We start from the raw sequence: 25,456 nt of genomic DNA on the forward strand, positions 1-25,456 counted from the left end.
CGGAGCGTGCGGTCAGCGGCGCTTCGGCAATGCCGCCAGCGCATCGAGCGCGCGGGCACGCGCGGCCGCATGCTCGACGAGCGGCGCCGGATAGTCGACACCGAGCCGCACACCGGCCGCGTCGAGCTCCAGCGGCGACGCTTCCCACGGCGCGTGGATCGAGGCGTTGTCGAGACCGGCAAGCTCAGGCACCCAGCGCCGCACGTACGCGCCGTCCGGATCGAACTTCTGCCCCTGCGCGACCGGATTGAAGATGCGGAAATACGGCGCGGCGTCGGCACCGCACCCGGCCACCCACTGCCAGCTCGCCGCGTTGTTCGCGGGATCGGCGTCGACCAGCGTGTCCCAGAACCACGCTTCGCCCGCACGCCAGTCGATCAGCAGATGCTTGATCAGGAACGACGCGACGACCATCCGCACGCGGTTGTGCATCCAGCCGGTCGTCCACAGTTCGCGCAGGCCCGCATCGACGAGCGGATAGCCCGTCAGCCCGCGCTGCCATGCGCGCAGCGCGGCGGGATCGTCACGCCACGGCATCGCGTCGAACTGCGCGCGGAAGTTGTCGGTCGCGAGCGCCGGGAAGTGGTACAGCAGCGTGTAGCTGAATTCGCGCCAGCCGAGTTCGCTCAGGAATTTGTCGGCGTCCGCGGCAAGCGCCGCGCCGCCTGCGCTCGCGGCCCCCTGCACCGCGTGCCACACCTGTCGCGGCGACACGTTGCCAAAGCGCAGGAACGGCGAAAGGCGGCTCGTCGCGGGCCGGTCGGGCAGATCGCGCGCGTCCGCATAGCCGGCGAGCGAAGTCGTCAGGAACGCGTCGAGCTGCGCGTGCGCGCCGGCTTCGTCGGGCATGGGCCACGCATCGCGCAGGCCGCCGGCCCAATCCGGCGAATGCGGCCGCAACGCAAGCGCGTCGAGCGCCAGCGCGCGGTCGCGCACGGCTGTCGACCACGGATGAAACGCGATCCGCTCGGGTTCCGGCAGCGGCGCGGCGACCGTGCGATCCCGTCGCGCCGCACGCCAGTACGCAGTGAACACCTGATACGGGGTGCCGCCGCCCGTGAGTACCTCCCACGGCTCGTTCAGCAGGCTGCCGTTGCTGCTCTCGACCGTGACACCGCGCGCCTTGAGCGACGCCTTCAGCGCCGCGTCGGCGTCGCGCTGCGGTTGCGCGTAGCGGCGGTTCCAGTACACGGCTTGCGCGCCCGTGTCGTGCACGATGCGGTCGATCTCGCGCGGCGCGTCGCCGCGCAACAGCAGCAGGCGCCCGCCATGACGCGCGAGCGCCGCGTCGAGCCCGGCCAGCGACCCGTGCAGCCACCAGCGCGCCGCGCCGCCGAGCGCCCGCCCGGCGCCGTCGCCCGTGTCGTCGACGAATACGCAGATGAGCGGCCGGCCCGATTCCGCCGCGCGTGTGAGCGCGGGCTGGTCGGTCACGCGGAGATCGTCGCGGAACCAGACGATCGCGGGAGCAACGGACGGCTTGGCGGACACAGGCACCTCGATGACGAAAGCGGAAAGAGACGCGTATTGTCGCGGCTGCGCTGCGTGGTGTCGACGGTCTGCGCGCATGATGCGCCGGCGCGCCCCTGCCGCCGACCGTCGCGACAATCGCACCACCCCGCCGCCCCGGTGAAACGCCTTAGTCCATTCCGACGATTCTTCGCCGCGTGCGCCGGCCTACGCTCGATGTCGGGTGCGCTGCGCGGCACGTGCCGGCGAAAACGCCCAGCACGTCCCGAGCCCCACCCGTCACGCGCGCCGACCGATACCGGCGCGGCTCCTTCCGACCGCCGCGAAGCGTCCTGCCACCCGGGGTAGGCGCGGTTTCATCCGATCCGATACATCGCCATGACCAAACCCTCGAATCTCGTCACCTCGATCACCGTCGACATCGACGCACCGGCCTCCGTCGTCTGGGAAGTGCTGACCGACTTCCCGCGCTACGGCGAATGGAACACGTTCTGCGTCGGCTTCGAAACGACCGGCAGGATCGGCGATTTCGTGCACATGCAGGTGCGCATCCCGGGCACGCAGACCGTGATTCCCGTCAACGAGATCCTCGTCGCGTACGAACCCGAACGCCTGCTGTCGTGGGAGCAGCGCCCGACCGACGAAAACAAGGACGCCGCGCGCCGCGACCAGTACATCGACGCGATCGGCACGGAGCGCTGCCGCTATTTCACGACCGACCAGTTCCTCGGCGTCAACGCGGACACGATCATGCAGCACCACGGCGCTTGGGTGAAACAGGGTTTCGACCAGTGCGCGCGCGACGTGAAGCAGCGCGCCGAGACGCTCCACGCGGCTCGCCGGCGCCACGGCGCGTGACCGGGAACCGCCGATGCCCGACCTGCAAACGCTGTCCGACCATCACGACATCCGCGAGTTGATCGTCGCGTATTCGACTGCGATCGACACGCGCGACTTCGACGCGCTCGACGCGGTGTTCACACCCGATGCCGCGATCGACTATCGCGCGATGGGCGGCATCGCCGGCCGCTATCCGGAGGTGAAGGCGTGGCTGCGCACCGTGCTGCCGCAGTTTCCGCAGTACCAGCACATGGTCGGCAACCTGTCGATCCGGCTCGACGGTGACGCCGCGCGCAGCCGCACGATCTGCTTCAATCCGATGGAAGTCGCGCTGCCTAACGGCGGCACGCAGGTGATGTTTCTCGGGCTGTGGTACGTCGACCGGTTCGTGCGCACCGCGCAGGGTTGGCGCATCGCCGAGCGCGTGGAGGAGCGCTGCTACGGTCACAACGTGCCGGCCGTGCTGGCGGGCGCGACCGGTTGATCCATCGCGATGCGCGCGCCGTGCGAGGGTTGCACGGCGCACGCAGTTCGGATCGCCGTTTGAATCAATCGAGCCGGAACGCGGCCTCGAATCGCTCGGCGAATGCGTCGAATTCCGTTTCCGGCAGATGGTTGATGCCGCCCGCGCGCTTGCGCCCGCCGCCGGTCGGAAAGCCGCGACAGAACTCGTCGGCGCCGAGCGGTCGGCCATCGGGCACGCGCACGCTGACGACGAGCCCGCCGTCCGCACGTGGCGACAGCACCGCGAGCGCCGCATGCGGCGCGTTGCGCATCCGTTCGTTCGCGAGCATGCCGGTCGCGCGCCGCGCCCACGGATGATCAGGCATCCGGACCAGCGTCGCACCGGGCACCTCGCGCAGCGGCGCGAGTGCGCATGCGCGCGCCATGTCGTCGCGGTAGCCGTCGCGCAGCGCGGCGAATACGGCCGTCTCGCGCACGAAATCGAGCGGGTCGACGCACGGCAGCATCGCATCGGCGAGCGCGGCCGGGTCGAAATGCAGATCGCCGACACACTCGCCGTATGCGTTGTAGTTCAGGTAGAGCCCGAGTTCGGCGAGCGTCTCGCGCTCGGCGTCGCCAATCCCGTGCTCACTCGCCAGCGCGTTCCCGAGCGCCGGCAATTCGTCGCCGAACGCCGCGACGATCGCCCAGCGCACGTGCCGGCCGTCGAGATAGCGGTTCACGATCGCGCTCGTGCAGACGTCGGCCGCCGTGTCGATATGCGCGTCGAAGCCCGGATCGTCGGGCAATTCGCCCGCGAAGTGATGATCGAAATAGCGGACCGTCGCGCCGTCGCGCAGCAGCCGCGCACACGCGTCGCGATTCTGGTCGTGCGACACGTCGAGCACGGTGACGATGTCGCCCGCCCGCGCGTCGATCCGCTCGAGCAGCTTGATGTCGCGTTTCACGCCGGTCACGAGCGTGCCGTGCACGCCCTCCGCGAGCCGCAGTTGCTGAAGCGCGCACAGCCCGTCCGCGTCGCCGTTGAATGCAAAGAAGTGTCGTGTGTCGTGGTTGTCCTGCATGATCCTTTGCTCCATCGTCAGGGCATGAAATCGCCGCCATTCGCGTCGAGCGTCGCGCCCGTCACCGCATTCGCATAGTCCGACGCGAGGAACAGCGCCGCGCGCGCACAGTCGTCGTCGGTCGGCAGCTTCGCGAGCGCGATGCTCGACGCGATCGGCGCGATGACCTGCTCTTCCGTCATCCCGTACTCGGCAGCCGCCTGCCGGAAATACGTCTGGGTCGGCACGCCCCACATCCACCCCATGTGGATGCTGTTCGCGCGAATGCCGTGCACGCCGAGTTCGCGCGCCAGGTATTTTGCCGCAACCGCGAGCGCCCCCTTCGATACAGCGTAGCCGCCTTCCCCTGCAAACGGCTTGCGGGTCGCCTGCGTGTTGATCATCACGATCGCGCCGCGCTGCCGCCGCTTCATGTGCGGCACGACTTCCTGCGTGAGCGCCATCGTGCCGAACACGTTGGTGTCGAACACCGCACGCCAGCCGTCGAGGTCGGCTGCCTCCACCGGTTCCGGAAACGTGCCGTGCACGAATGCGCTGTTCACGAGCGCGTCGATCCGGCCGAAGCGCTCGACGGCCTGCGTCGCGAGCTGCCGGCATTGTGCACGGTCGGTGATGTCGGTCTGCACCTTCAGTACGTCGCAATCGACGCCGAGTGCGTGGATTCGCGCTTCGGCAGCGTCGAGCTTTTCGATCGTGCGCGCGGCGACGACCACGCCGCGCGCGCCCTCGCGTGCGGCCTCGACGGCGAGCTTCACACCGAGCCCCGGCCCGATTCCGGAAATCACGACGATCTTGTCCTTCAGCAACATGGTTGTCTCCTGGTTGTCGTGGATCTCTCGAGCAACGGGCGTCAGCCGGCCGCCCGCAGGTGCCGCGCGCGATACGCGGCGAAGTCGCGCGCGAGCTGCGCATCGGTAAAGCCGAAGCGCGCGATCGAATAGTCGTGCGGGGCACGCTTGTCGCGGCCGTTGCGCGCCAGCCAGTCCGTCATCGCCGCACGCTGCCGCGCATCGAGCGGCATCCCGGCGAACGCGTACACGGCTTCGGCCACACCGAGCGGATTCGACACGGTGTCCTCGAAGCGCACGTCGAGGAAGCGGTCGGCCGGCAGCGCATCGCGCGCGGCCATCGCCGCGCCGATCGCGCGCGCCATCCCCGCGTTCCACTGCGCGCCGACGGCGAGCGGATCGGGATCGTCCGCATACATCTGCCACAACGTGTGCGCCATGCTCGCCATCGATGGAATCGTCTGCGCCGGATCGCGGTGCGTGAGCACGACCTGCGCGCGCGGAAACACGTGGCACAGCACGTCGAGCGCATGCAGGTGCTGCGGCGTCTTCAGCAGCCAGCGCGCGGCCGGCGCGACGCCGCGCTGCGACTTCTGCCATTGCAGGAACTGCAGCATCCGCTTCAGGTACGTATAGACCGGCGTGAGATCCTGCCGCGCGAGCCACGCGGTGTAGCGCGGCACGTTCGCATACGAATCCATCGCGCACACGAACGCATGCTCCATCAGCATGAACTCCTCGTCGGCGAGCATCGCATCGAGCGGGTGGATCGTCAGGATCTGCGGAATGCAATCGATCATCGTCGCGACCTCGGCCTGCGCATGCGCAATGCGCACCGTCGGCTCGGCGAGCGTCTCGCCTGCGAGCGGCGCCGGGTAGCGGGTTTCCCACCACGCTGCCGCATGGAAGCGCGGGTCGACGGCCAGCAGGCGCTGCAACAGCGTCGTTCCGGTGCGCGGCAGGCCGACGATCACGAGCGGATCGTCGATCGCGATCTCCGCGATTTCCGGATGACGCCGGAAGTAGTCCTCGATGACGAGCCGGTTCGCGAGCTGGCCGACGAGCTTCTCGCGCATCATCGCCGCGCCGCGTGCGGACAGCTCCGCTTCGTCGATCAGCGACGCGCACATCACGTCGAGGGCTTCGCGATACGGCCCGTCACCGAACGCGGTGAGCCCCCCCGTGCGCGACACGGCTTCGGCGATCAATCCGTCGGGCGCAAGCAGCGTGCGGGTTCGATCCAGCGGCGCGTTCATGCGGCCTCCTTCAGCGTCGCGAGCTTCACCACCCGCGTGCGCGGATGCACCGGCTGCGCGGCGCCGACCCAGCGCCAGCAGATCGTGCCGGTGCGATGCCCGGCCGTATCGAGCCAGTTCGCATCGCCCGGCCGCGCGGCCGCGACGACCACCGTCACGCCGCCGGCCGCATTCAGCCGCGCACTGTGCTTGTTCACGCAGATATCGAAGTGCCGGTAATCGAGCGATTCCATCCAGTAGTTGTTGAGCTGCACGTTCCAGAAATCGCAGTCGGGCACCGTATCAACGTCGATCACGAGTGCTTCATCATCAGCCAGCGACCAGCACGAGTGGTAGTAGTAGATGTTCGGATCGCCGCCGACCGACTGGCACAGCGCCTGGTCGGCAGGCGGCAGCGCATTCACGTGCGGCCGGTAGCTCGCGGCCCAGTCCGCGAACAGCTTCGACGTCTGCTCGACGAACTGCGCGGCGCGCGTGAGGCCGCCCTGCAGCACGAGCGGGTCGAGCGGCGCCGGGCGATCGTCGGCGCCGATGCGCTCGATCCTCAGTTGTGCCGGCGTTTCCGCGCGCCGGTCGAGGAAGGTCTGGCGCACCAGCAACGCGTTGGTGCCCGGCTCCATGCGTACCCAGTTACCCGCGCGCGGCGTTTCGCTCAGCACGATCTCGAAGCTGCCGTCCGGCGCGATCTCGAGCTGTTTCGCGTCGAGAAAGCCCGTCTGCAGCATCTTGCCGTCGGTCTCGTAGCCGCCCTTCTGCGTGCCGAAGCTCAGGTAGGCCACCGTGCCGCGCCGCCCCGTCACGCGGTATGCGCAGCGGCCGTCGAGCCGTGCGTACTGGTACAGGTTGTCGGGATTGTCGGCGCCGATCTTCGCGGTCTCGTGCGACGGCGAGAAGAAGCCGGGCCATGCACCGTCCGCGAACTCGACGTGCATCTCGAGCGCGATGCGCATCAGCCGGCTCAGGTAGCGGAATCCCTCCGCGCGCGTCAGCGGATCGTCCGGCGCCTCGGCGCGCAGGATCTGTTCTCCGCTGCGTTTCAGGGTGTCGCAGAAATCGGCCCAGGTCTGGCCCGAAAGCAATTGCGTGGCACGTGTGTCGTCCGTCATGTGTCGTCTCCGCCGATGGTCGAGCGCTCACCTTAAGCGTCGCCGTCGCGCGCCACTTCGTCCGGGTGGACTAAGGAAAGATCCGCGCCACCGCCGTGCCGCGATTTAGTCCACCCGGACGAAGAGCGGCATGCCGCTCGCTCGATACCGTCGGTGTCATGCACGAAACGCCGCACATGTCGCGCGGCGCCGGCATGAAACAAGGAGACGAACGATGTTGACCCACTTGGAGCGGCTGGAGGCCGAAAGCATCCACATCATGCGCGAGGTGGTCGCCGAGAGCGAGAACCCGGTGATGCTGTATTCGATCGGCAAGGACAGCTCGGTCATGCTGCATCTCGCGATGAAGGCGTTCTACCCGGCGAAGCCGCCCTTTCCGCTGCTGCACGTCGATACGACCTGGAAATTCCGCGAGATGATCGCGTTTCGCGACGAGACGGCCGCGCGCCTCGGCCTCGACCTGCGCGTGCACATCAACCCAGACGGCGTCGCGAACGGCATCGATCCGTTCACGCACGGCTCGGCCGTGCACACCGACGTGTGGAAGACGCAGGGGCTCAAGCAGGCGCTCGATCACTACGGCTTCGACGCCGCGTTCGGTGGCGCCCGCCGCGACGAGGAGAAATCGCGCGCGAAGGAGCGCATCGTGTCGCTGCGCTCGGAACAGCACCGCTGGGACCCGAAACGCCAGCGCCCCGAGCTCTGGTCGCTGTACAACGCGCGCAAGCGCAAGGGCGAAAGCCTGCGCGTGTTCCCGATCTCGAACTGGACCGAGCTCGACATCTGGCAGTACATCCAGCTTCACGACATCCCGATCGTGCCGCTCTACTTCGCGAAGGAGCGGCCCGTGGTCGAACGCGACGGCGCGCTGATCATGGTCGACGACGAACGCCTGCCGCTGCGCGAAGGCGAAGTGCCGCAGATGCGCAAGGTGCGCTTTCGCACGCTCGGCTGCTATCCGCTGACGGGCGCGATCGACAGCGATGCGACGTCGCTCGACGACATCCTGCGGGAGATGCGCGAGACGCGCACGTCCGAACGGCAAGGACGACTGATCGACAGCGATTCGGCCGGTTCGATGGAAAAGAAGAAACAGGAGGGCTATTTCTGATGGCACACGTTCTCACCGCGCCCGACACGCTCGCGCGCCACGCACCCGATGCACGCGCTTCCGGCGAAGCGCATACGCAAACCCAGGACCTGCTGCGCTTCATCACGTGCGGCAGCGTCGACGACGGCAAGAGCACGCTGATCGGCCGCCTGCTCTACGAATCGAACCTGCTGTTCGACGACCAGCTCACGCAGCTCGAGGCCGATTCGAAAAAGGTCGGCACGCAAGGCGGCGAACTCGATTTCGCGCTGCTCGTCGACGGCCTGTCGGCCGAGCGCGAGCAAGGGATCACGATCGACGTCGCGTACCGCTTCTTCGCGACCGCGCGACGCAAGTTCATCGTCGCCGACACGCCCGGCCACGAGCAGTACACGCGCAACATGATCACCGGCGCGTCGACCGCCGATCTCGCCGTGATCCTGATCGATGCGCGCAAGGGCGTGCTCACGCAGACGCGCCGCCATAGCCACCTCGTCGCGCTGATCGGCATCAAGCGCGTGGTGCTCGCGATCAACAAGATGGATCTCGTCGACTACGACCGCGCCGTGTTCGAGCGCATCGACGCCGACTATCGCGCGTTCGCCGCCGAGCTCGGGCTGGCGGAGATCGTCAGCATCCCGATGTCGGCGCTGCGCGGCGACAACGTGATCGCGCCGAGCGCACGGATGCCGTGGTACGCGGGCCCGACGCTGATGCGGCATCTCGACACGCTGCCGCTCGCCGTGCGCATGACGCGCGACGAGCCGTTCCGCCTGCCGGTGCAGTGGGTCAACCGCCCGCACCTGAACTTCCGCGGTTACGCGGGCAGCATCGCATCGGGCGAGATCCGCATCGGCGAGCGCGTGCGCGTGCTGCCGTCCGGCAAGGAAAGCCGCGTCGCGTCGGTGATCACGCAACGCGGCGAAAGCGACATCGCGCGCGCTGGCGACGCGGTGACGCTCACGCTCGCCGACGAGATCGACATCAGCCGCGGCGACATGATCGCGCGCGCCGATGCGCCGCCCGAGGTGGCCGACCAGTTCGAGGCGACGCTCGTGTGGATGCACGACGCGCCGCTTCTGCCCGGCCGCCCGTATCTCGTGAAGCTCGGCACGCAGACAGTCGGCGCGACCTGCGCGACGCCGAAGTACAAGATCGACGTGAACACGCGCGAGCATCTCGCGGCGCGCACGCTTGCGCTCAACGAGATCGGCGTGTGCAACCTGAGCTTCGACCGGCCGGTCGCGTTCGACCCATACGACCGCAACCGCCACACGGGCGGCTTCATCGTGATCGACCGCGTCACCCACGACACGGTCGGCGCCGGGATGCTGCACTTCGCGTTGCGCCGCGCGCACAACGTGCACTGGCAGGCCGTCGACGTCGACCGCGCCGCGCGTGCCGCGCAGAAAGCGCAGACGCCGCGCATCGTGTGGCTGACGGGCCTGTCGGGCGCCGGCAAGTCGACGATCGCGAATCTCGTCGAGAAGCGGCTGCATGCACTCGGCAAGCACACGTACCTGCTCGACGGCGACAACGTGCGGCACGGGCTCAATCGCGATCTCGGCTTCACCGAGGCCGATCGCGTGGAGAACATCCGGCGCGTCGCCGAAGTCGCGCGGCTGATGCTCGACGCGGGGCTCATCACGCTCGTGTCGTTCATCTCGCCGTTCCGCGCGGAGCGCGACATGGCGCGCGCGATGGCCGGCCCCGACGAGTTCGTCGAGGTATTCGTCGACACGCCGCTCGCGGTGGCCGAGGAGCGCGATCCGAAGGGGCTGTACAAGAAGGCGCGGCGCGGCGAGCTGAAGCACTTCACGGGCATCGATTCGCCATACGAACCGCCCGCCCAGCCCGAACTGCGCGTCGACACGGTCGCCGAGTCGCCGGAAGAAGCGGCCGATCGCATCGTCGCGTACCTGCTGCGCGAGCGCGCGGCATAAGCGCCGCAAGCGGGCAGCCCGGCTGACCCACTGCCCGCGTCACCTACTCCGTTCGGATGACGCGGGCCGCCGGGCGGCCGGTATGCTGGTCCGGGAATCCTTCATCCCGACCAGGAGAACACGAGCATGCCCATCGCGCTGGCGCCCGGCGACCCGGCCGCGCAAGACGGTTTCGACGACGCGGCGTGGACGGCGCGCGAACTCAGCGCGTGGCTCGGGCTCGTGTATCAGGGCCCGTCTGAACCCACCCCGTGGGCCGGCTTCCTCGAAGCGGCTCGCGCGCGGCTCGACGCGCGCTTCACGACGCTGGTGCTGCGCAACCCGGGCGGCGCACGGCACGGGCTCATCATCAACGCGTCGGCACACGGCCCGCTGCTGCCCGGCGAACCGTCGTACAGCGAGCAGTTCTACGCGCTGTGCCCGTTTCTCGACCAGCCGCCCGGCCAGGTCTTCACGGCCGACCGGCTGTTCGGCGAAAACGCGTGGCGCGCGCACGATTTCTACCGGCAGTACCTGCAGCCGCTCGACCTGCGCTACATCCTCGGCGCGAACCTGCGCGGCGAACGTGGCGTCGAATGCGCGTTCTTCGTGAGCCGCGCGCATGGCGGCCACGATTTCGACGCGGCCGAGCGCGCGCAGGTCGCGACGCTGCTGCCGCACCTGCAGCGAGCGGTCGAGCTGCACGCGGCGTTCGACGTGCTCGATGCCGAGCGCGCGCTGTATGCGGGCACCGTCGACCGGCTCGACGTCGGCACCGCGATCGTCGACGAGGACGGCCGCGTGATCAAGCGCAACCGCATCGCCGAGCGGCTGATCGAACAGCAGGACGGGCTGTGCGTGCGCCAGGAGCGGCTCCACGCATCGTGCCCGCTCGACGAGCGCCGGCTGCAGAAAGCGCTGCAGGCCGCGCTCGAGCATTTTCGCGCGGGCGCGCTCGCGCGCATCGAAGCCACCACGCTGTCGCGCCCCGGCGGCGCGATGCCGCTGAGCGTGCTGCTGCGCCCGCTCGCGCCCTACCGCGGCGCCGAGGACCGCCGGCACCGGCCGGCCGTCGCCGTGTTCGTCCGCGATCCGGCGTCGTCGCCGCAGACGTCGCGCGACATGCTGCACCGGTTGTTCCGGCTCACGCCGATGGAAACCGAAATCGCACTGCTGCTCGTCGACGGGCTGACGCTCGACGAAGCAGCCGCCGCGACCGGCATCACGAAGAACACCGCGCGTGCGCACCTGCGCGGCATCTTCGCGAAGACGGGTGCGACGCGGCAGGCCGTGCTCGTGAAGACGCTGCTCAACAGCGTCGTGTCGATGGCGTAGTCGCGGCGCCGGCAGCTCCCGGACGGGCTGCCCGACCGATGCCCCCGCGCGCGCAGTGCGGGCCGCGACGGAAGACGCAGCAATCGGCACCTGTTCGCTTCATGTCATACGTCATCAGACATGAGTAGATAGCCAACACGCGTCATGAAATTCCCCGATATCTGAGTAATTTTCGGGTAAACCCGCGACGTCTTCATCGGCGCACAGGCGTACCATGTCATACGACGACATACTACACAAACCGCCACCCGGATGCCGACGCGGGCCACCGCCCCGTCCGCCGCCGCCCGACCGGAGACACGCTTGAACCCGCCCTCGCCCGCCCTGCCCGGACGCGACCCGCTCGCGTCCGCCGTCTCGAAAGTGAAGTGGCACGTGCTGCCGCTCGTGCTGATCATGTTCATCGCGAACTACATCGACCGCGTGAACGTCGGCTTCGTCGATCGCCACCTCGAGGCGTCGATCGGCATCGGCGCGGCCGCGTACGGCCTCGGCGCCGGGTTGTTCTTCGTCGGCTACGCGCTGTTCGAGGTGCCGTCGAACCTGCTGATGCAGCGCTACGGCGCACGCATCTGGCTGGCCCGGATCATGGCGACGTGGGGCATCGTCGCGGCCGCGATGGCGTTCGTGTGGAACGACACGTCGTTCTACGCGCTGCGCTTCCTGCTCGGCGCGGCCGAGGCCGGCTTCTTCCCCGGCGTCGTGCTGTACCTGTCGCAATGGCTGCCGCCGCAGGAGCGCGGCAAGGCGATGGCGATCTTCCTCGGCGGTTCCGCGTTCGCGTCCGTGCTGTCCGGGCCCGTCACCGGCGCGCTGCTGTCGATCCGCGGCTTCGGCCTCGAAGGCTGGCAATGGATGTTCCTGATCGAAGGGCTGTTCTCGGTCGCGCTGTGCGGCGCGAGCTGGCTGCTGCTGAAATCGCACATCCGCGACGCGACGTGGCTCACGGCCGAAGAACGCACGGCGCTGCAGAACGCGCTCGATGAAGAGCGCGCGACGCGCGACGTCCGCTCGAACGTGCCGGTGCGCGCCACCGCGCTGCTGCGCGACCCGCAGATCATGCTGTTCTGCTTCCTGTATTTCTCGATCCAGCTGACGATCTACGCGGCCACGTTCTGGCTGCCGACGATCATCCGCAAGATGGGCGGACTCAGCGATTTCCAGGTCGGCCTGTACAACACGATTCCGTGGATGATCGCGATCGGCGCGATGTACGGCTTCGCGGTGCTGTCGTCGAAATGGAAGCATCCGCAGCGCTGGCTCGCGGTCGCGCTGGTGCTCGCCGCATGCGGGCTGTTCGCGTCGACGTCGCACGATCCGGTATGGTCGTTCGCGTCGATCTGCTTCGCCGCGCTCGGCTTCAAGGCCGCGTCGTCGCTGTTCTGGCCGATCCCGCAGGGCTATCTCGACACGCGGGTGGCCGCGGCCGTGATCGCGCTGATCAACTCGGTCGGCAACCTCGGTGGCTTCGTCGCACCGACGGCCTTCGGCTATCTGAAGCAACATACGGGTTCGATCACGGGCGGGCTGTATGCGCTCGCGATCGCTTCGCTCGTCGCCGCGGTCGCCGCGCTGTTCGCGCGCACCCACCGGCGCAGCGATCCGCCGCGCGGCCTGCCGGCCGACGCGTCCTTCACGAACGCCTCGATGCTCCGCCATGCCGAACACTGACCGCCTGACCGTCGTCGTCTCGAATGCCGTCGACGGCGACCTCGCCACCTTCTCGCTCGCGGCCGACGGCACGCTTGCGCCGCTCACCCGTTATCCCGCGGCCGACGTCGCGATGCCGATCGCCGTGCCGGCCGACCGCGCGCGGCTCTACGTCGCGACGCGCGGCGAACAACCGACGATCGTCGCGTTCCGCGTCGTGCCGGCCACCGGCGCGCTCGTGCGCATCGGCACCACTGCGATCGATGCCAGCCAAGCGTACCTGTCGCTCGACCGCAGCGGCCGCTGGCTGCTCGGCGCGTCGTACGGCGGGAATTCGCTGAGCCTCTACGACGCCGCGCGCGTGCGCGACGGCGACGGCACGCCGCTACAGGTCACGGGTGGGATCGCGAACGCGCACGCGGTGATCGTGTCGCCGGACAACCGTTTCGCGTACGTCAGCTCGCTCGGCTCGGATCGCGTGTTCAGCTTCGCGCTCGTCGAGGACGCGGCCGGCCTGCGTGCACGCGAACACGGCGAAACGCGCGTGCCGGCCGGGTTCGGCCCGCGTCACCTGCAATTCGCGGATGACGGCCGCACGCTCGTCGTCGTCAGCGAATTCCAGGCCACGCTCGCGACGTTCGCGCGCGACCCTGAAACCGGCCGGCTCGGCGATGCGCATGTGAGTGCGCGCCATCCGGCCATCGCCGATCTCGCGCAAGGCCATGCGCGGCCGCCCGCCCCCACCGAACCGTCCGTCTGGGCCGCCGACCTGCACCTGACGCCCGACGAGCGTTTCGCCTATGTGAGCGAACGCACGTCGAGCCGCCTGCTCTGCTATCGCCGCAGCGAAGACGGCACGTTCGAACCCGCGCACGCGACCGCCACCGAAACGCAGCCGCGCGGGTTCGCAATCGACCCGTCGGGACGCTGGCTCATCGCCTGCGGCGAACAGTCGGAATATGTATCGGTGTATGCGATCGCGCCGGACGACGGCGCACTGTCGCCGCACACGCGCGTGCCGGGCGGACGCGGCGCGAACTGGGTCGAGATCGTCTGAAACAGGGACACGCGGCGCATGACGCGGCAGGCCCGCCACGCAGGCCGGCGCGTAACCGCGTTCAGCGCCGCTCGCTCGGTGCGACGCCCGTCCAGCGCTTGAACGCCCGCGTGAAATTGGCGCGATCCGTGTAGCCGACGCGCGCGGCGATCTCGTCGACCGGCAGCCGCGTGCCTTCGAGCAACCGCAGCGCGTCGCGCAACCGGATCTCGTCGAGCAGCGTCGAATAGGTCGCGCCATACTCGGCGAGCTTGCGCTTGAGCGTGCGCGCCGATACATGCAGCTCGCGCGCGACATCATCGACCGACGGATAGCCGCCCTCGCCGCAAATCAACAGGTTGCGCACGCGCTCGACGATGCTTTCCGCATAGCCAAGCCGCGCGAGCTCGGCCTCGCACTGCTGCACGATCATCTGCGCGGTGTGCGCGTTCGCAGTGCCGATCGGCTCGTCGAGCAACGCGGCGTCGCAGCGGATGCGGTTCGCGCTCGCGTCGAAATGACAGCGCGGCAGCCGCGCGCGATAACGCTCGAACCACGGCGGCTCCGGCCATTCGAAATGGAGTTCGGCACGCGACTGCAGCGTGCGCCCCGGCACCGGATGCAGCAGCGAGTTGAACAGGATCGCCGTCTCGACCAGGAAGTTCTCGACCGCGAACTGGCGCAGCCGGCCAAGCGGAAACGCCTCGAGCACGTCGATGTCGACGATTCCGTCGAGTTGCGCGAGCCGCACCGAGAAGAACGGCACGCGCGTCGGCAGGTAGCGGATGCCGAGCGAGATCGCCTCGCCGAGCGTCGCGCAGCTCATCAGTCCGAAGCCGATCAGCCCCGCTTTCGTCAGGCTGCTGCGCAGGCCGATCTCGATCGCGATCGACGGGTCGTCCGTCGCGTCGAGCAGGTTGAACACGATCGCCGCCTGCTGCAGCGGCGTGATGCGCGCATCGGGCTGCGCGAGCCGGTCGCGCTCGACGCCCGAGCCGGCCAGCACGCGAGCGCCGTCGATGCCGCGCTCCTCGGCCAGCATCAGCATGAACAGCGCATACGCGGACGACACCGTCGCCTTGTTCAGCTGGCGCGCGGCATCCGGGACGGACAGGACCATGCGGCGGACTCCGGAGCGGTTTCGGCGGATTGTAGCGTCGCTGGCCCGCAATGACACCGGGGCGTGACTCTAGCCGCGCCGGCCGGCCATCGTGGCCCGAAATGACACCACCATTGGCACCCGCGGCCCTCGCGCGCGGTCCGGTGCGCGCCTATGCTTGTCACATCGGCATTGCGCCCCACTCTTTCCGCAGGAATCCCGGTCGATGAGCCAACCCGCACGAACCGCCTTTCGCCACGACGCGGACAAGGTCGCGTACGTCCGCCGCGAGGTCAACGCCGCGAGCGACGCGATCCGCGCGCGCTTTCCCCTGCTCGACAACCAGAACCTCGTCGGCGCGACCGTGATGGCCGTCTCGGTGAGCGCGATGCTCGCGATCGCGTGGCTGTATGCGCGCGGATCGATCGCGTGGTACGTCGCGCTGCCGCTCGCCGCGTTCGTCACGTCGCTGATCCACGAGCTCGAGCACGACCTGATCCACCTGATGTACTTCAAGAAGACGCCGTGGGCCTATCACCTGATGATGGCGCTGTGCTGGCTCACGCGGCCCGGCACGATCAACCCGTGGACGCGGCGGCGCATGCACCTGCATCACCACAAGGTGTCGGGCGGCGAATCGGATCTCGAGGAATTCGGCATCACCAATGGCGAACGCTGGGGAGTGAAGCGGCTGCTGATGATCGCGGACGGCATGCTCGCCGTCGTGCTGCGGCCCACCGCGATGCGCCGCAAGGTGAAGCAGTATGTGGCCGCGCAGCCGGTGCAGGATCCGTCCGAGCGCCTGCAGTTGCGCGTCGAGCAGGTGTCGTCCTACATGCCGGTCGGTCACGTGTATTACGTGCTGTGGCACGCGTTCATCGTCTATCACGTCGGCCTGTTCGCGCTGCATGCGTTCGGCTACGCGGTGGCGGTGCCGGCTGTCGTCGAGCGCACGATGAGCGTCGTCGATTTCCTGGCCGTGGTGTGGCTCGGCCCGAACTTCGTGCGCAGCTTCTGCATCAACTTCGTCAGCTCGAACATGCATTACTTCGGCGACATCGACTCGCGCAACGTGATCCAGCAGACGCAGGTGCTCAACCCGTGGTGGATGCTGCCGTTCCAGCTGTTCTGCTTCAACTTCGGCAGCACGCACGCGATCCATCACTTCGTGGTGCGCGACCCGTTCTACATCCGCCAGCTGACCGCACGCACCGCGCATGCGGCGCTGCGTGAAGTCGGCGTGCGCTTCAACGACGTCGGCACGTTCGCGCGGGCGAATCGCTGGGGCGGTTATCGTCCGGCGCGCGCGACGCGCCACGCTCAGGCCGACGCGTAACGCACCGCCTCAACCGCCGATCGGCGGCATCGGCCCTTGCCCGCGGATCCACGACCAGTTCGCGAGTTCGGCCATTTCCTTGTCGCCACGGCTGTCGCCGTACGCGAACAACTGTTTCGGCGGCCGGTCGCCCCACCACCCGCGCAGCCGCACGACCTTCTGCGGCCCCCAACAGTTTTCGCCGTCGAGCCGACCGGCGAAGGCGCCACGCTCGAACGCCAGCCGCGTCGCGAGCACCGCATCGAAGCCGGCCGTCTTCGCCCACTTCTCCAGATACAGCGACGGCGACGCGCTCACCAGCACGACTTCGTGCCCGCGTGCCCGATGCTCGCGGATGCGTTCGAGCATTTCCGGGCGCACGAGGCTCGGCAAATAGGTATCGACGAACGTGCGCGCCTGCGCATCGAGCGCCTCCTCGCGCACCGGCCCGAACGCGAACGACGCGAATTTCGCTTTCGCATCGCCACGCGACAACAGCCCGGCCTTCATCGCAATGATCCACGGCAACGCACGCAATCCGGCCCAGGCGAAGCGCGGCGTGCCGACCGCATAGCGGACGAAATGGCGAAAGCTGTCGGTCGTCGTGATGGTGCCGTCGAAATCGAATGCGGCAACGATGCGGTCAGTCATGGAGAATCGGCGGGAAAGCGATGAGATGCCCGGGAAGATAGCAGACTCGCGCCGGTGCACGTGAAATGGCGTGATGCGGCACTGCCAGCGCGCGGGTTCATGCGCTTCGTTCCCTTCGTGCCGCGCCCTTAGCGCTGCGGCCGCGCCGCCAGCGCCGCCGGCAGCACGACGTTCATCAGATGATCGGCGCGCGACAGCAGATCGGTCACGCGCTCGTCGAGCCCGCGCAATTGCGCAGGTTGCATGCGGATCTGCTGCACCGCCTGCCCGACGATGTTGCGGCGGTCGAACAGCGTGCGCTCGACACCGGCATCGTCCGGCGCGCGCACGACGTCCGACACCGCGCTCAGCGCCGCGAGCACGACCACGAGGTCTTCTTCCGCATGGCGGACCTTCGCGGCGAGTGCTTCGGTGCGGCGCGGGAAGAAGCCGAGCGACTGCTTGAGCGCCCCGATCGCCGCGCGGTAATCGACATGCCCCGTCGCCGAGCCGAACCAGCGTTCGAACATGCCGGCCTTGCGCGTCGCCTGCGCGAGCATGCCGGCCATCATGTCGGCCGCGCCGAGTTCGTTGAATTCGCGCGTCGTGGCCGCCACGGCTTCGACGAGGTTGCCCGCCGTCTCCAGCGCGCCGTCACCGATCGTCGCGATCGTCGCGAGCTTGAGCGGCACCAGTTGCCGGATGTGCCGCTCGATGCGCGGCGCGTAGTCGGGATAGAGATTCGGGAAGCTGGCCTGCGCGGCGCGGAAGCACGCTTCGAGTTGCGGATGGTTCGATTCGCCGAACACCGCGCGGCCGACCGCCCCGGCCGGCGCCGTGCGCATGGCCTCGCCGGACGCGGGCGCGGGTGCCGGGCCGAAGTCGAGCGCCTGCGGCGCCGGCCGCTCGGGCCCGCGCGCAACCGGCGCCGCGGCCGCGGGCGGCGCGTCGAACGCAAGACGCCCGGGCGTGCGCTCGGGCGTCGTATCGAACTCGAGCCGCTTCGGCTCGTCGGACGGATTCGTCATCGCTGCTTCCTGCCCGGCTCGGCGGTATCCCGCCGGCCGGGCTGCCGCCAGTCAGACCGCGCCGCCGTACGCGCGCACGAAGTCGCCCAGGCCGCGGTTGTAGCCGGCGCCGACCGCCTTGAACATGAAGTGGCCGTCACGGCGATAGAAGCTGCCGACCTGCACCGACGTCTCCATCGAGAAGTCTTCCTCGAGCGCGTACTTCGCGATCACCGCGCCCGACACTTCGTCGGCGATCTGGATGTAGCTGTTGCGCACCTGGCCGAAATTCTGGCGACGCGCTTCGGCCTGGTCGATCGTCACGACCACCGAGATTTCCTCGACGTCGGCCGCGAGCTTCGTCATGTCGATGAAGATCACCTCGTCGTCGCCGTCGCCGCTGCCCGTGCGGTTGTCGCCGCTATGCACGACGCCCAGGCACTTCGACGCGGGCATCCCGCGCTTCGGGAAATCGTCGCCCGGCTGGATGAAGGTGTCCTTGCGCTCCATCGTGCGCACTTCGCTGTTGTAGAACACGAAGTGCTGATCCGAAATCAGCTTCGGATTGCTCTGCGCGTCGTACTTGCACAGGAACACCGACACGTCGAGATCGAAATCCGTACCCGTGTCCGTCGCGTTCGCGTCCCAACCGAGACCGATGCGGAACTTCTGCGTGCCGGGCGCTTCCTTCGACAGGTTGACGCGACCGCCTTTCGACAAATTGATCATCTGAACCTCTTCTACTGGAACCGCCGTTGTGCCGGCGGCAATGCCGGGCCGCCCTGCGCGGCCCCTCGTTGATGGTGTTAGACCCGCACGTGACGCGGCGTCACTCGCCCGCCACGGCAGTCCGGTCTTCCTTGCGTTGCACGACGATCGACGACCACACGGCCGCGGCGATCATTGCCGCGCCGACCAGGCCGGTGATGACCTCGGGCACCTCGAACTTCACGCCGAGGAACATGATCGTTGCGAGCGCACCAATTGCCCAGAAGGCGCCGTGTTCGAGGTAACGGTATTGCGCGAGCGTGCCCTTCTTCAGCAGCACGAGCGTCATTTCCCGGATATAGGCCGCACCGACGCCAAGGCCGAGCGCGATCAGGAAGATGTTGTTCGACAGCGCGAATGCGCCGATCACGCCGTCGAAGCTGAACGACGAATCGAGCACTTCGAGATACATGAAACCCGCGACGCCTTCGCGCACCACGCGCGTGCCCGTCTCCTCGCCGCCGATCAGGTCGCCAATGCCGTGCGCGATCACGAAGCTGATCACGCCGAACGCCCCCGCGAGCAGGAAGGCCACCTGCTCGGCTGCCGGCACGTAGAGCGACGCGACGATGATGATGGCGAGCGTCAGCGCCACTTCCAGCGCCGTGATGCGGCCGAGGTGACTCATCGGGCCTTCCAGGAAGCCGATCCAGTGTTCGTCCTTCTCGGTGTCGAGCATGAACTTGAAGAACACCATCAGCAGGAACGCGCCGCCGAATGCGGAGACCTGGTGATGCGCGGACGTGAGGATCGATGCGTACTGCTCCGGCGACTCGATCGCGAGCTTCAGCGCGTCCCACATGCCGATGTGGCCGATCACCGCGACGATCAGCAGCGGGAATACGAGCCGCATGCCGAACACCGCGACCGGCAGGCCGAACACCATGAAGCGGTTGCGCCACTTCTCCGACCAGTTCTTGAGCACCGAGGCGTTGACGACCGCGTTGTCGAGCGACAACGAGATTTCGAGCACCGACAGGACCGCGACGATCAGCATGTCCTTCACGCCGCCGAGGAGATAGGCCGCGATCAGCGCGAGCACCGTGAGCGACAACGGGATCTTGAAGTCTTTCAACATGATGGGGTAATCGAGTTCGGGATAAAAGGCGGGCGGGCTGCGCTTACTTCGCGCGCACCCAGTCGCAGAATTCCTGCGTGATCAGCTGGTCGTAGATCTGTTCGTCGCTGACGTCGAGCGATTCGAGATGCAGGAAGCCGACGTTCGGCATCTCGTCCGCGACTTCCGCGAGGAAGCCGAATTCGCTCGGATCGCCGACGCCGACGAGCGACCAGTACAGCGGGTAGTGCTGCGACTCGGCGAGCAGCTGGCGCACGCGCTTGCGGTCGTTCTTCGGGTTCTGGCCGTCGGTGACGAACAGCACCCATGCGGGCAGGTGGCCGTTCACCGGCGCGGTGGCGGCCGGCGCGGGCGTCTCGTCCGCTGCGCCGAACAGCCGGCTCAGGAAGCCGCGCTTCTCTTCGCGCTTCGGCGACGGCTCCGGCGCACGGAAGAAGAAGTCGACGATGTCGTTCATCACCGGCGCGTACTGCGTGCCGCCCCACTTGTCGATCCGCGCGTTGAGCACGTGGTCGGAGATATACGAGCCGTAGTTGTCCGGCGTCGCGGTCGGCAGGCGGTCGTAGCCTTCGGTGAAGGTCCACGTATCGACTTCGCCGTTGTCGTCGAACTTCAATGCGATGCCGAGGATCCGGTCGTGCGTGTCCTGGATCACGCCCGACTGGTACAGCGGCTTCGCGGAGCCGGAGATGTCGAGCGCCGCCCCGACGCGCACGACGGGCGGCTTCAGGATCTGGCGTTTTTCGAGGACGATCGCGACCTTCGCCGCGCGTTTCTCAAGCGTAATCATGCGGTGTTCTCTCGGTTCTATCAGTTGTGCTTCGGAGCGAATCGGGTGATCAGGTCCTGTTCGAGCTGGCGCAGGCGCGGTGCGTCCTGCTCACGCTGGCGACGGCCGTCGGCGATGATCTGCGTGATGTCGTCGAACGCGCCGAACAACTGCTGCTGCGCGTATTCGAACGTGTCGGTCGAGATCACGGGGCGCTGGCTCAGCTTCGCGACTTCCTGCGCGTTCTGGCGGTTCAGGTCGGCCTGCGCGCGGATCGCCTCGTCGGCCGCGTCGTACGTCGCATTGGCGAGCGCCGCCGCGCGCTTCGTGCTGAGCTGCTCGAGGTAAAGCGCGAACGCGTTGGTCCACGCGGGGATCAGCACGGTCTTGATCGTCATGAACTTCGACGTCAGCGTGCGTTTCTGGTCCTGCTCCATCCGGATCTGCGGTGCGAGCTGCTTCGACATCAGCATCGCGCGGTCGAGGTCGTCGAGCTTGCTTTCGAGCGCGTCGACCTTGCGCTTCACGTCGAGCAGGCGCTGTGCGGCGAACGCGTCGTCCACCGGCTGCTGGCCGGCCGCGAGATGCGCACGCAACGCCGCGAGCGCCGTTTCGCCGTGCGCCTTCGACTGCGCGAGCTCCTGGTGCAGCGCGTAGTTGTCGTTGTACATCCGCTCGAGCTCGTCGATGCCGGCCTTCTGGCGCTGCGCATGGTTCTCGAGCTCGACGACGAGCGTGTCCATCCGCTTGCTCACCGACTCGTATTGCGACAGCAGCTTCTCCTTGGTCGAGCGGAACAGCCGCGTGACCTGCGTGAGCAGCCCGCCCTTGTCGGCGCCGCGCGGGTCGAGCCCCTTCGCGGTCGCGATCAGTTCGTTGAGCTTGTCGCCGAACTGGTCGGCATCCGACGCGCGGACGCTGGCGAGAATCTGCTGGGAGAAGGCCGCGATCCGCGTGCCCTGCGTCGCGCCGAGCTGGTCGATCTCGTCGACGGTGATCAGGCGGACGTTCTCCGCCGGGCGTGCAGCCGGCACGGCAACGGCGGCGGCAGGCACGGCGACGGGCGCTGCGACGGGTGACGAAGACGGGGTGGAAGGACGATCGCTGACCGCATCGGAGTTCTTGTCGTCGAAGAGCGGCTTCATGTGGCTACCACGTTTCCTTTTCTGCTTTCTGCTGCGTGTTGTCATGCGCGCAAGGCGCGCATCCGCGATTGCCGCCGTGCTCTCTCACGTGCGGCAGACGGACAATAAATGGCTCGAGCGCCTTGCGTCAAGGGAAGGAATTCTTTCAATTTCCATTCATTTTGTAATGTGACGGGTAGACGCGAAGCCCGATCGTCGCTGCTTCTGCCGTCATGCATGCCGGCCACGCAAGATTCGAGCGCGTCGAAACTTACACGTCAGATCAATGTGAAAGAGAAATGAAACCGCCTGTTCCGGCAGGTTTCAGACGACGCGCCTACGTGGACGAGACGCGCGCGAGCGCCGATCGCGCGCTACCGATCCTGCACGCGATTCATCCCGAGCCGGGGCAGGAAGAACGGCACCGATCGGTCACGAATCGTGAAATCCCACCGCCCTTCGATGTCCGCGAACGTCGCGCTGAAATGCCGGTCGTCGGCCCACGTCATGCCGTCCAGATGGCACGACGCGTACATTGCGCCGACCGTGCGCCGCGCGAGTTCCTTCAACGGATCCTTCGACACGAGCGTGAACGTGACGGCCTCCTCGAACAGGCAGTCGTAGTCGGTGACGAGCAGATAGGCGTCCGGCGTCTCGAACTGGCGAAGCAGCACATAGCCGGAAACGGTGAGGCCGCAACGTTCGCCGTTCACGAGCACATGCGTGCGCGACGGCCACGTTTCATACAAGCCGTCGTGCGTTTCGAGCGTGAAGCGCTCGATCGGCTTCATCGCCGGGCCAGTTGGCGAGAGATATGTTCCCGAAGCATCGCCGCGTCAGTTCGCGGCCTTGCGATACAGCGCGACGTAGCCCGCGAGCATCAGCAGCAGCGACCCGCTGACGCGGTTCAGCCACTTCGCCCCCGCGGCCTTCCACACGCGCACCGAATGCGCGCCGAGCAGTGCGTAGCCGGTCATCCCGATAACGTCGATCGCGACGATCGTCGCCGCGAGGATCGCGTACTGCGGCGCGATCGCGTGCGACCGGTCGACGAACTGCGGCAGCAGCGCGGACATGAACAGGTAGTATTTTGGGTTGCTCATCGCGACGAAAAAGCTCTTCAGGAACGCGGTCCGGCGATCGGGCGTCGCGCGATCGAGCGCCTGTACAGCGGCGGAACCGCCGGATGACAGCAGCATCCGCACGCCGACATAGGCGAGCCACGCCGCACCGGCCAGCTTCAGCGTGACGAAGGCCGTTTCCGACGCGTCGAGCAGCATCCCGAGACCGCACCCGACCAGCGCAACGAGCACGACATCGGCCGTGACAGCGCCCAGCATGCCGACCATCGCGTGACGCAACCCGTACCGCGAACCGTTGCTCATCGCGAGCAACACCGTCGGTCCGGGCGTCGCGACGCCAACGGACAGGATCAGGGCAAAAGCGAGCAAGGCGGACAGCGACATGGCGGAGCGCTCCTGTTGAACGAAGGGCTGGAAAATGCAGGCGGACGGAGCATGATCGCATGATGGCGCGACCGCCCGCTCGACCGTTGTCTGGCGGGCCGCCGACCTCGCGCCCCGTCCGATTTGCATGGATCGTCGGACGGAGTGGCGGACTGCCCCCAGAGTTTGCTATACTCTCGGTCTTCCGGAGAGATGGATGAGTGGTTTAAGTCGCACGCCTGGAAAGCGTGTATAGGTTAATCGCCTATCGGGGGTTCGAATCCCCCTCTCTCCGCCAGAATTCAAAAATGCCCGCGCCAGCGGGCATTTTCGTTTCCGGAGAGAAGCCAGCCGACAGGTCGGCTGGCACGGGGGATTCGAAGGGATTCGCCTGCAAGCGAATCCGCGGCCCGCGCTCGTGTGGGCGCATCCCCCCGGACATCCGCAAAAACGGGCCGCTCGGCCCGTTTTCCATTTCTGCACGCTGAAGCGCCCGCCGATCGTCAGTGCGGCGACCATTGGCCGCGCCCCCGATGCGCGCTACGCAGACACGCTCGCCATCAGGCGCTTCACCTCGATTTCGTCATCAGGCATCAAGCGCGGGCGACGGCCAGGCAATTCAACGCGCTTCTCGTCGCCGCATTGCCTTTTTTCGACCAGACGACGCCCATTCAGTCCGCCATTCGAAATTGAATAACGATCGTAAATTCGCATCGCGGATTGTCGGCCACTCAAGTTCCTGGTATGTGACCGTTAAAATAACGTCCCGATAAACAATATGAACGCGTGTAGAGACCATGAAAAATAAGAAACTGCTGGTAATCGCCGGAATCGCAATAGCCGCGGGCGTGGCGTCCAGTTACGCGAGCCCGTATATCACCCTGTATCAGATGCGATCGGCCCTGGCCGACAACGATGCCGACTCGTTTTCTTCCTATGTCGATTTTCCATCGATGCGAGAAAGCCTGCGTGCGCAACTCATAACCATGATGCAGGCGAAAATGGCGAATTCCCCCGAGATGAACGGCAATCCATTCGCCGATCTGGGAATGGTGATGGCGATGGGTTTCGTGAATCAGGCCATCGACACGATGGTTACGCCGGCGGGCGTCATGACCATGATGGCCCAGGGCGCAGCCAAGCCTGCACGCTCCAGCGTGCAGGCCTCCTCTCCCGAACCATCGGAAACGGCCCAACCGAGGTCCGACGGCGGCACCGCGCCGCAAACAACGAGCAGCAAGCCGAAAGCCGACTATTCGGCCGGCTACAAGAACTGGTCGACCGTCACCGCAACTGCGCGAAAAGGAACGGACGACGAGGTGACATTCATCCTCAAGCGTGACGGCCTCTGGTCCTGGAAGCTGAGCGCAGTTAATCTGCCGATCGACAAATTCGGTTCAAACTGATCACCAGGAAGCGGCTCGGGCCGTGCGCAGCCGGCCCGCTTCCCTGCTTGATCTGAGCGTGCGGCGCACCGCAACTCCCGAACACCCCACGCTAAAGATGTGTATTCTCCTGACGATATCCAGGGTTTCATCACCGCGAGTCAGCTCCATGCGATTGAGTCCACGGTTCGCCACGATGGCTATTGCTGCGACGATGCTGTCAGCTTGCGCGACGGCATTTTCGCCCGCGTCGATCAGCACCACCATCGCGGTGACCGCTCCCCCGCCGCTCGAGAAATCCCTGCGAGACGGCGGCTCGTCGACCGACCTGTCGGTCATCGGTCAGCCCGCCTCCCCATTTCGCACGCTTCTTTCCGTTCGCGAATGCGCCGCCGGCAAATGCGCGGCGGGGATTGCCAAGCCGACGCTCGCCGTCACGGTCCAGCGCGTGTCGGAAGGACAGGCAGCGATACGCTTCTCGGTCAACGGAGAAATCGGCAGCAGCCAGACGCTGACATCGCAAACCGGGAACGCCACGTCGGAAGTGACCATGTCGATCCCGTCCGGCGCGACACCGATCAACGATCGATTTGCCGTCGATCGGGTCGCGACGATCAAGGTTGGCGAGTTCCGCCATGTGGCCTTGCCGCATGGCATCCGTGCCTATATCTGCGTCGCCATCCCGAACGCGAAAGGCGTGACGGATGGAAGCTGTGATTTCAGCCGGGTGCAGACGACCAAGGGAGCCGAGCTCGGCATTTCAGCGCTCTGATCCGCGAGTCACGGCGCCAATACGGACGCGGCCCGGCATTTG

Annotated in this window: 25 protein-coding genes and 1 tRNA gene; 11 read left to right on the forward strand and 15 right to left on the reverse strand. The window is 67.2% G+C overall.

The annotated features are described in order from the left end of the window. Window positions 1-12: 12 nt before the first annotated feature. Entirely contained in the window at window positions 13-1,491 is a 1,479-nt protein-coding gene (locus CFB41_RS11495; RefSeq protein ID WP_089456505.1) for a deoxyribodipyrimidine photo-lyase, read from the reverse strand. Window positions 1,492-1,848: 357 nt separating this feature from the next. On the opposite strand from CFB41_RS11495, the gene CFB41_RS11500 reads away from it, so the two are divergent. Next, window positions 1,849-2,328: an SRPBCC domain-containing protein gene (locus tag CFB41_RS11500; protein ID WP_089456506.1), complete on the forward strand. Its 480-nt coding sequence runs from the start codon at window positions 1,849-1,851 to the stop codon at window positions 2,326-2,328. Window positions 2,329-2,341: 13 nt separating this feature from the next. Further along, window positions 2,342-2,794 (forward strand): nuclear transport factor 2 family protein, encoded by a 453-nt coding sequence (locus tag CFB41_RS11505; RefSeq protein ID WP_089456507.1) that lies wholly within the window; start codon window positions 2,342-2,344, stop codon window positions 2,792-2,794. A 64-nt stretch (window positions 2,795-2,858) separates the two neighbouring features. On the opposite strand, the gene CFB41_RS11510 is transcribed toward CFB41_RS11505, so the two are convergent. The 4 genes from CFB41_RS11510 to CFB41_RS11525 are packed head-to-tail and all read right to left on the reverse strand — an operon-like array spanning window position 2,859 to window position 6,989. After that, complete coding sequence (locus CFB41_RS11510) at window positions 2,859-3,839, reverse strand: acetyltransferase (protein WP_089456630.1); 981 nt, start codon at window positions 3,837-3,839, stop codon at window positions 2,859-2,861. A 17-nt stretch (window positions 3,840-3,856) separates the two neighbouring features. Then, entirely contained in the window at window positions 3,857-4,648 is a 792-nt protein-coding gene (locus CFB41_RS11515) for an SDR family oxidoreductase (protein WP_089456508.1), read from the reverse strand. A 41-nt stretch (window positions 4,649-4,689) separates the two neighbouring features. Beyond that, the gene (locus CFB41_RS11520) at window positions 4,690-5,883 is read right to left on the reverse strand and encodes a sulfotransferase (RefSeq protein WP_089456509.1); all 1,194 of its coding nucleotides are present in this window, start codon (window positions 5,881-5,883) and stop codon (window positions 4,690-4,692) included. After that, window positions 5,880-6,989: a DUF1214 domain-containing protein gene (locus tag CFB41_RS11525; protein ID WP_089456510.1), complete on the reverse strand. Its 1,110-nt coding sequence runs from the start codon at window positions 6,987-6,989 to the stop codon at window positions 5,880-5,882. Before CFB41_RS11525 ends, CFB41_RS11520 begins: the two co-directional genes overlap by 4 nt. 130 nt (window positions 6,990-7,119) lie before the next feature. Here CFB41_RS11525 and cysD point away from each other — a divergent pair, with 130 nt between their 5' ends. The 5 genes from cysD (at window position 7,120) to CFB41_RS11555 (ending at window position 14,043) form a co-directional block, all read left to right on the forward strand. Continuing rightward, complete coding sequence (cysD, locus tag CFB41_RS11530; protein ID WP_306427067.1) at window positions 7,120-8,100, forward strand: sulfate adenylyltransferase subunit CysD; 981 nt, start codon at window positions 7,120-7,122, stop codon at window positions 8,098-8,100. Next, window positions 8,100-10,022: a sulfate adenylyltransferase subunit CysN gene (gene cysN, locus CFB41_RS11535; protein WP_089456512.1), complete on the forward strand. Its 1,923-nt coding sequence runs from the start codon at window positions 8,100-8,102 to the stop codon at window positions 10,020-10,022. The genes cysD and cysN overlap by 1 nt, the downstream gene beginning before the upstream one ends. A gap of 126 nt (window positions 10,023-10,148) precedes the next feature. After that, the gene (locus CFB41_RS11540) at window positions 10,149-11,336 is read left to right on the forward strand and encodes a helix-turn-helix transcriptional regulator (RefSeq protein WP_089456513.1); all 1,188 of its coding nucleotides are present in this window, start codon (window positions 10,149-10,151) and stop codon (window positions 11,334-11,336) included. Between the two features lie 303 nt (window positions 11,337-11,639). Beyond that, window positions 11,640-13,007, forward strand: a complete 1,368-nt coding sequence (locus tag CFB41_RS11550) for an MFS transporter (protein ID WP_089456515.1) — start codon at window positions 11,640-11,642, stop codon at window positions 13,005-13,007. Beyond that, a complete protein-coding gene (locus tag CFB41_RS11555; RefSeq protein ID WP_089456516.1) occupies window positions 12,994-14,043 on the forward strand; it encodes a beta-propeller fold lactonase family protein in 1,050 nt (349 codons plus the stop codon). The genes CFB41_RS11550 and CFB41_RS11555 overlap by 14 nt, the downstream gene beginning before the upstream one ends. Before the next feature lie 61 nt (window positions 14,044-14,104). Here CFB41_RS11555 and CFB41_RS11560 read toward each other — a convergent pair whose 3' ends face one another. Further along, window positions 14,105-15,142: an AraC family transcriptional regulator gene (locus CFB41_RS11560; protein WP_089440595.1), complete on the reverse strand. Its 1,038-nt coding sequence runs from the start codon at window positions 15,140-15,142 to the stop codon at window positions 14,105-14,107. A 205-nt stretch (window positions 15,143-15,347) separates the two neighbouring features. Here CFB41_RS11560 and CFB41_RS11565 point away from each other — a divergent pair, with 205 nt between their 5' ends. Continuing rightward, window positions 15,348-16,457, forward strand: coding sequence for a fatty acid desaturase (locus CFB41_RS11565; RefSeq protein ID WP_089456517.1), 1,110 nt, complete (start codon window positions 15,348-15,350; stop codon window positions 16,455-16,457). A 9-nt stretch (window positions 16,458-16,466) separates the two neighbouring features. Here CFB41_RS11565 and CFB41_RS11570 read toward each other — a convergent pair whose 3' ends face one another. The 8 genes from CFB41_RS11570 to CFB41_RS11605 all read right to left on the reverse strand — a co-directional run bounded on the left by CFB41_RS11570 (window position 16,467) and on the right by CFB41_RS11605 (window position 23,278). Then, window positions 16,467-17,087, reverse strand: a complete 621-nt coding sequence (locus CFB41_RS11570) for an HAD family hydrolase (RefSeq protein WP_089456518.1) — start codon at window positions 17,085-17,087, stop codon at window positions 16,467-16,469. Between the two features lie 128 nt (window positions 17,088-17,215). Then, window positions 17,216-18,094, reverse strand: coding sequence for a hypothetical protein (locus CFB41_RS11575; RefSeq protein ID WP_089456519.1), 879 nt, complete (start codon window positions 18,092-18,094; stop codon window positions 17,216-17,218). Between the two features lie 51 nt (window positions 18,095-18,145). Beyond that, window positions 18,146-18,802 (reverse strand): TerD family protein, encoded by a 657-nt coding sequence (locus CFB41_RS11580; protein WP_039369378.1) that lies wholly within the window; start codon window positions 18,800-18,802, stop codon window positions 18,146-18,148. A 100-nt stretch (window positions 18,803-18,902) separates the two neighbouring features. Then, entirely contained in the window at window positions 18,903-19,919 is a 1,017-nt protein-coding gene (locus CFB41_RS11585) for a DUF475 domain-containing protein (protein ID WP_089456520.1), read from the reverse strand. Between the two features lie 43 nt (window positions 19,920-19,962). Then, complete coding sequence (locus tag CFB41_RS11590) at window positions 19,963-20,709, reverse strand: VWA domain-containing protein (RefSeq protein ID WP_089440600.1); 747 nt, start codon at window positions 20,707-20,709, stop codon at window positions 19,963-19,965. 20 nt (window positions 20,710-20,729) lie between these two features. Continuing rightward, on the reverse strand, window positions 20,730-21,833 hold the full coding sequence (locus tag CFB41_RS11595) for a toxic anion resistance protein (protein ID WP_089456521.1): 1,104 nt from the start codon (window positions 21,831-21,833) through the stop codon (window positions 20,730-20,732). Window positions 21,834-22,186: 353 nt separating this feature from the next. After that, window positions 22,187-22,603, reverse strand: a complete 417-nt coding sequence (locus CFB41_RS11600) for a hypothetical protein (RefSeq protein ID WP_089456522.1) — start codon at window positions 22,601-22,603, stop codon at window positions 22,187-22,189. A 45-nt stretch (window positions 22,604-22,648) separates the two neighbouring features. Beyond that, the gene (locus CFB41_RS11605) at window positions 22,649-23,278 is read right to left on the reverse strand and encodes a LysE family translocator (RefSeq protein WP_089456523.1); all 630 of its coding nucleotides are present in this window, start codon (window positions 23,276-23,278) and stop codon (window positions 22,649-22,651) included. Window positions 23,279-23,464: 186 nt separating this feature from the next. Here CFB41_RS11605 and CFB41_RS11610 point away from each other — a divergent pair. Next, a tRNA-Ser gene (locus CFB41_RS11610) sits at window positions 23,465-23,555 on the forward strand. A 242-nt stretch (window positions 23,556-23,797) separates the two neighbouring features. Here CFB41_RS11610 and CFB41_RS38090 read toward each other — a convergent pair. Further along, complete coding sequence (locus tag CFB41_RS38090) at window positions 23,798-23,971, reverse strand: hypothetical protein (protein ID WP_179250006.1); 174 nt, start codon at window positions 23,969-23,971, stop codon at window positions 23,798-23,800. 83 nt (window positions 23,972-24,054) lie between these two features. Between CFB41_RS38090 and CFB41_RS11615 the strand changes: the two genes are divergently transcribed. Continuing rightward, complete coding sequence (locus CFB41_RS11615; RefSeq protein ID WP_089456524.1) at window positions 24,055-24,663, forward strand: DUF2939 domain-containing protein; 609 nt, start codon at window positions 24,055-24,057, stop codon at window positions 24,661-24,663. Window positions 24,664-24,838: 175 nt separating this feature from the next. Beyond that, window positions 24,839-25,414: a hypothetical protein gene (locus CFB41_RS11620; protein WP_256940964.1), complete on the forward strand. Its 576-nt coding sequence runs from the start codon at window positions 24,839-24,841 to the stop codon at window positions 25,412-25,414. The last annotated feature ends 42 nt before the right edge of the window (window positions 25,415-25,456 follow it).

Origin of the sequence: Burkholderia sp. AU33803, from assembly GCF_002223095.1 — a bacterium.
GTDB lineage: Bacteria > Pseudomonadota > Gammaproteobacteria > Burkholderiales > Burkholderiaceae > Burkholderia.

What these genes read in the sequence shown, in the direction of transcription:
- CFB41_RS11595 (WP_089456521.1), bottom strand. Translation starts at nt 21,833, where the DNA reads ATGAAGCCGCTCTTCGACGACAAGAACTCCGATGCGGTCAGCGATCGT.
- CFB41_RS11560 (WP_089440595.1), bottom strand. Translation starts at nt 15,142, where the DNA reads ATGGTCCTGTCCGTCCCGGATGCCGCGCGCCAGCTGAACAAGGCGACG.
- cysD (WP_306427067.1), top strand. Translation starts at nt 7,120, where the DNA reads ATGCCGCTCGCTCGATACCGTCGGTGTCATGCACGAAACGCCGCACAT.
- CFB41_RS11515 (WP_089456508.1), bottom strand. Translation starts at nt 4,648, where the DNA reads ATGTTGCTGAAGGACAAGATCGTCGTGATTTCCGGAATCGGGCCGGGG.
- CFB41_RS11590 (WP_089440600.1), bottom strand. Translation starts at nt 20,709, where the DNA reads ATGATTACGCTTGAGAAACGCGCGGCGAAGGTCGCGATCGTCCTCGAA.
- CFB41_RS11600 (WP_089456522.1), bottom strand. Translation starts at nt 22,603, where the DNA reads ATGAAGCCGATCGAGCGCTTCACGCTCGAAACGCACGACGGCTTGTAT.
- CFB41_RS11520 (WP_089456509.1), bottom strand. Translation starts at nt 5,883, where the DNA reads ATGAACGCGCCGCTGGATCGAACCCGCACGCTGCTTGCGCCCGACGGA.
- CFB41_RS11510 (WP_089456630.1), bottom strand. Translation starts at nt 3,839, where the DNA reads ATGCAGGACAACCACGACACACGACACTTCTTTGCATTCAACGGCGAC.
- CFB41_RS11580 (WP_039369378.1), bottom strand. Translation starts at nt 18,802, where the DNA reads ATGATCAATTTGTCGAAAGGCGGTCGCGTCAACCTGTCGAAGGAAGCG.
- CFB41_RS38090 (WP_179250006.1), bottom strand. Translation starts at nt 23,971, where the DNA reads ATGCGAATTTACGATCGTTATTCAATTTCGAATGGCGGACTGAATGGG.
- CFB41_RS11540 (WP_089456513.1), top strand. Translation starts at nt 10,149, where the DNA reads ATGCCCATCGCGCTGGCGCCCGGCGACCCGGCCGCGCAAGACGGTTTC.
- CFB41_RS11565 (WP_089456517.1), top strand. Translation starts at nt 15,348, where the DNA reads ATGAGCCAACCCGCACGAACCGCCTTTCGCCACGACGCGGACAAGGTC.
- CFB41_RS11585 (WP_089456520.1), bottom strand. Translation starts at nt 19,919, where the DNA reads ATGTTGAAAGACTTCAAGATCCCGTTGTCGCTCACGGTGCTCGCGCTG.
- CFB41_RS11620 (WP_256940964.1), top strand. Translation starts at nt 24,839, where the DNA reads ATGGCTATTGCTGCGACGATGCTGTCAGCTTGCGCGACGGCATTTTCG.
- CFB41_RS11570 (WP_089456518.1), bottom strand. Translation starts at nt 17,087, where the DNA reads ATGACTGACCGCATCGTTGCCGCATTCGATTTCGACGGCACCATCACG.
- CFB41_RS11555 (WP_089456516.1), top strand. Translation starts at nt 12,994, where the DNA reads ATGCCGAACACTGACCGCCTGACCGTCGTCGTCTCGAATGCCGTCGAC.
- CFB41_RS11505 (WP_089456507.1), top strand. Translation starts at nt 2,342, where the DNA reads ATGCCCGACCTGCAAACGCTGTCCGACCATCACGACATCCGCGAGTTG.
- CFB41_RS11605 (WP_089456523.1), bottom strand. Translation starts at nt 23,278, where the DNA reads ATGTCGCTGTCCGCCTTGCTCGCTTTTGCCCTGATCCTGTCCGTTGGC.
- CFB41_RS11500 (WP_089456506.1), top strand. Translation starts at nt 1,849, where the DNA reads ATGACCAAACCCTCGAATCTCGTCACCTCGATCACCGTCGACATCGAC.
- CFB41_RS11525 (WP_089456510.1), bottom strand. Translation starts at nt 6,989, where the DNA reads ATGACGGACGACACACGTGCCACGCAATTGCTTTCGGGCCAGACCTGG.
- CFB41_RS11575 (WP_089456519.1), bottom strand. Translation starts at nt 18,094, where the DNA reads ATGACGAATCCGTCCGACGAGCCGAAGCGGCTCGAGTTCGATACGACG.
- CFB41_RS11615 (WP_089456524.1), top strand. Translation starts at nt 24,055, where the DNA reads ATGAAAAATAAGAAACTGCTGGTAATCGCCGGAATCGCAATAGCCGCG.
- cysN (WP_089456512.1), top strand. Translation starts at nt 8,100, where the DNA reads ATGGCACACGTTCTCACCGCGCCCGACACGCTCGCGCGCCACGCACCC.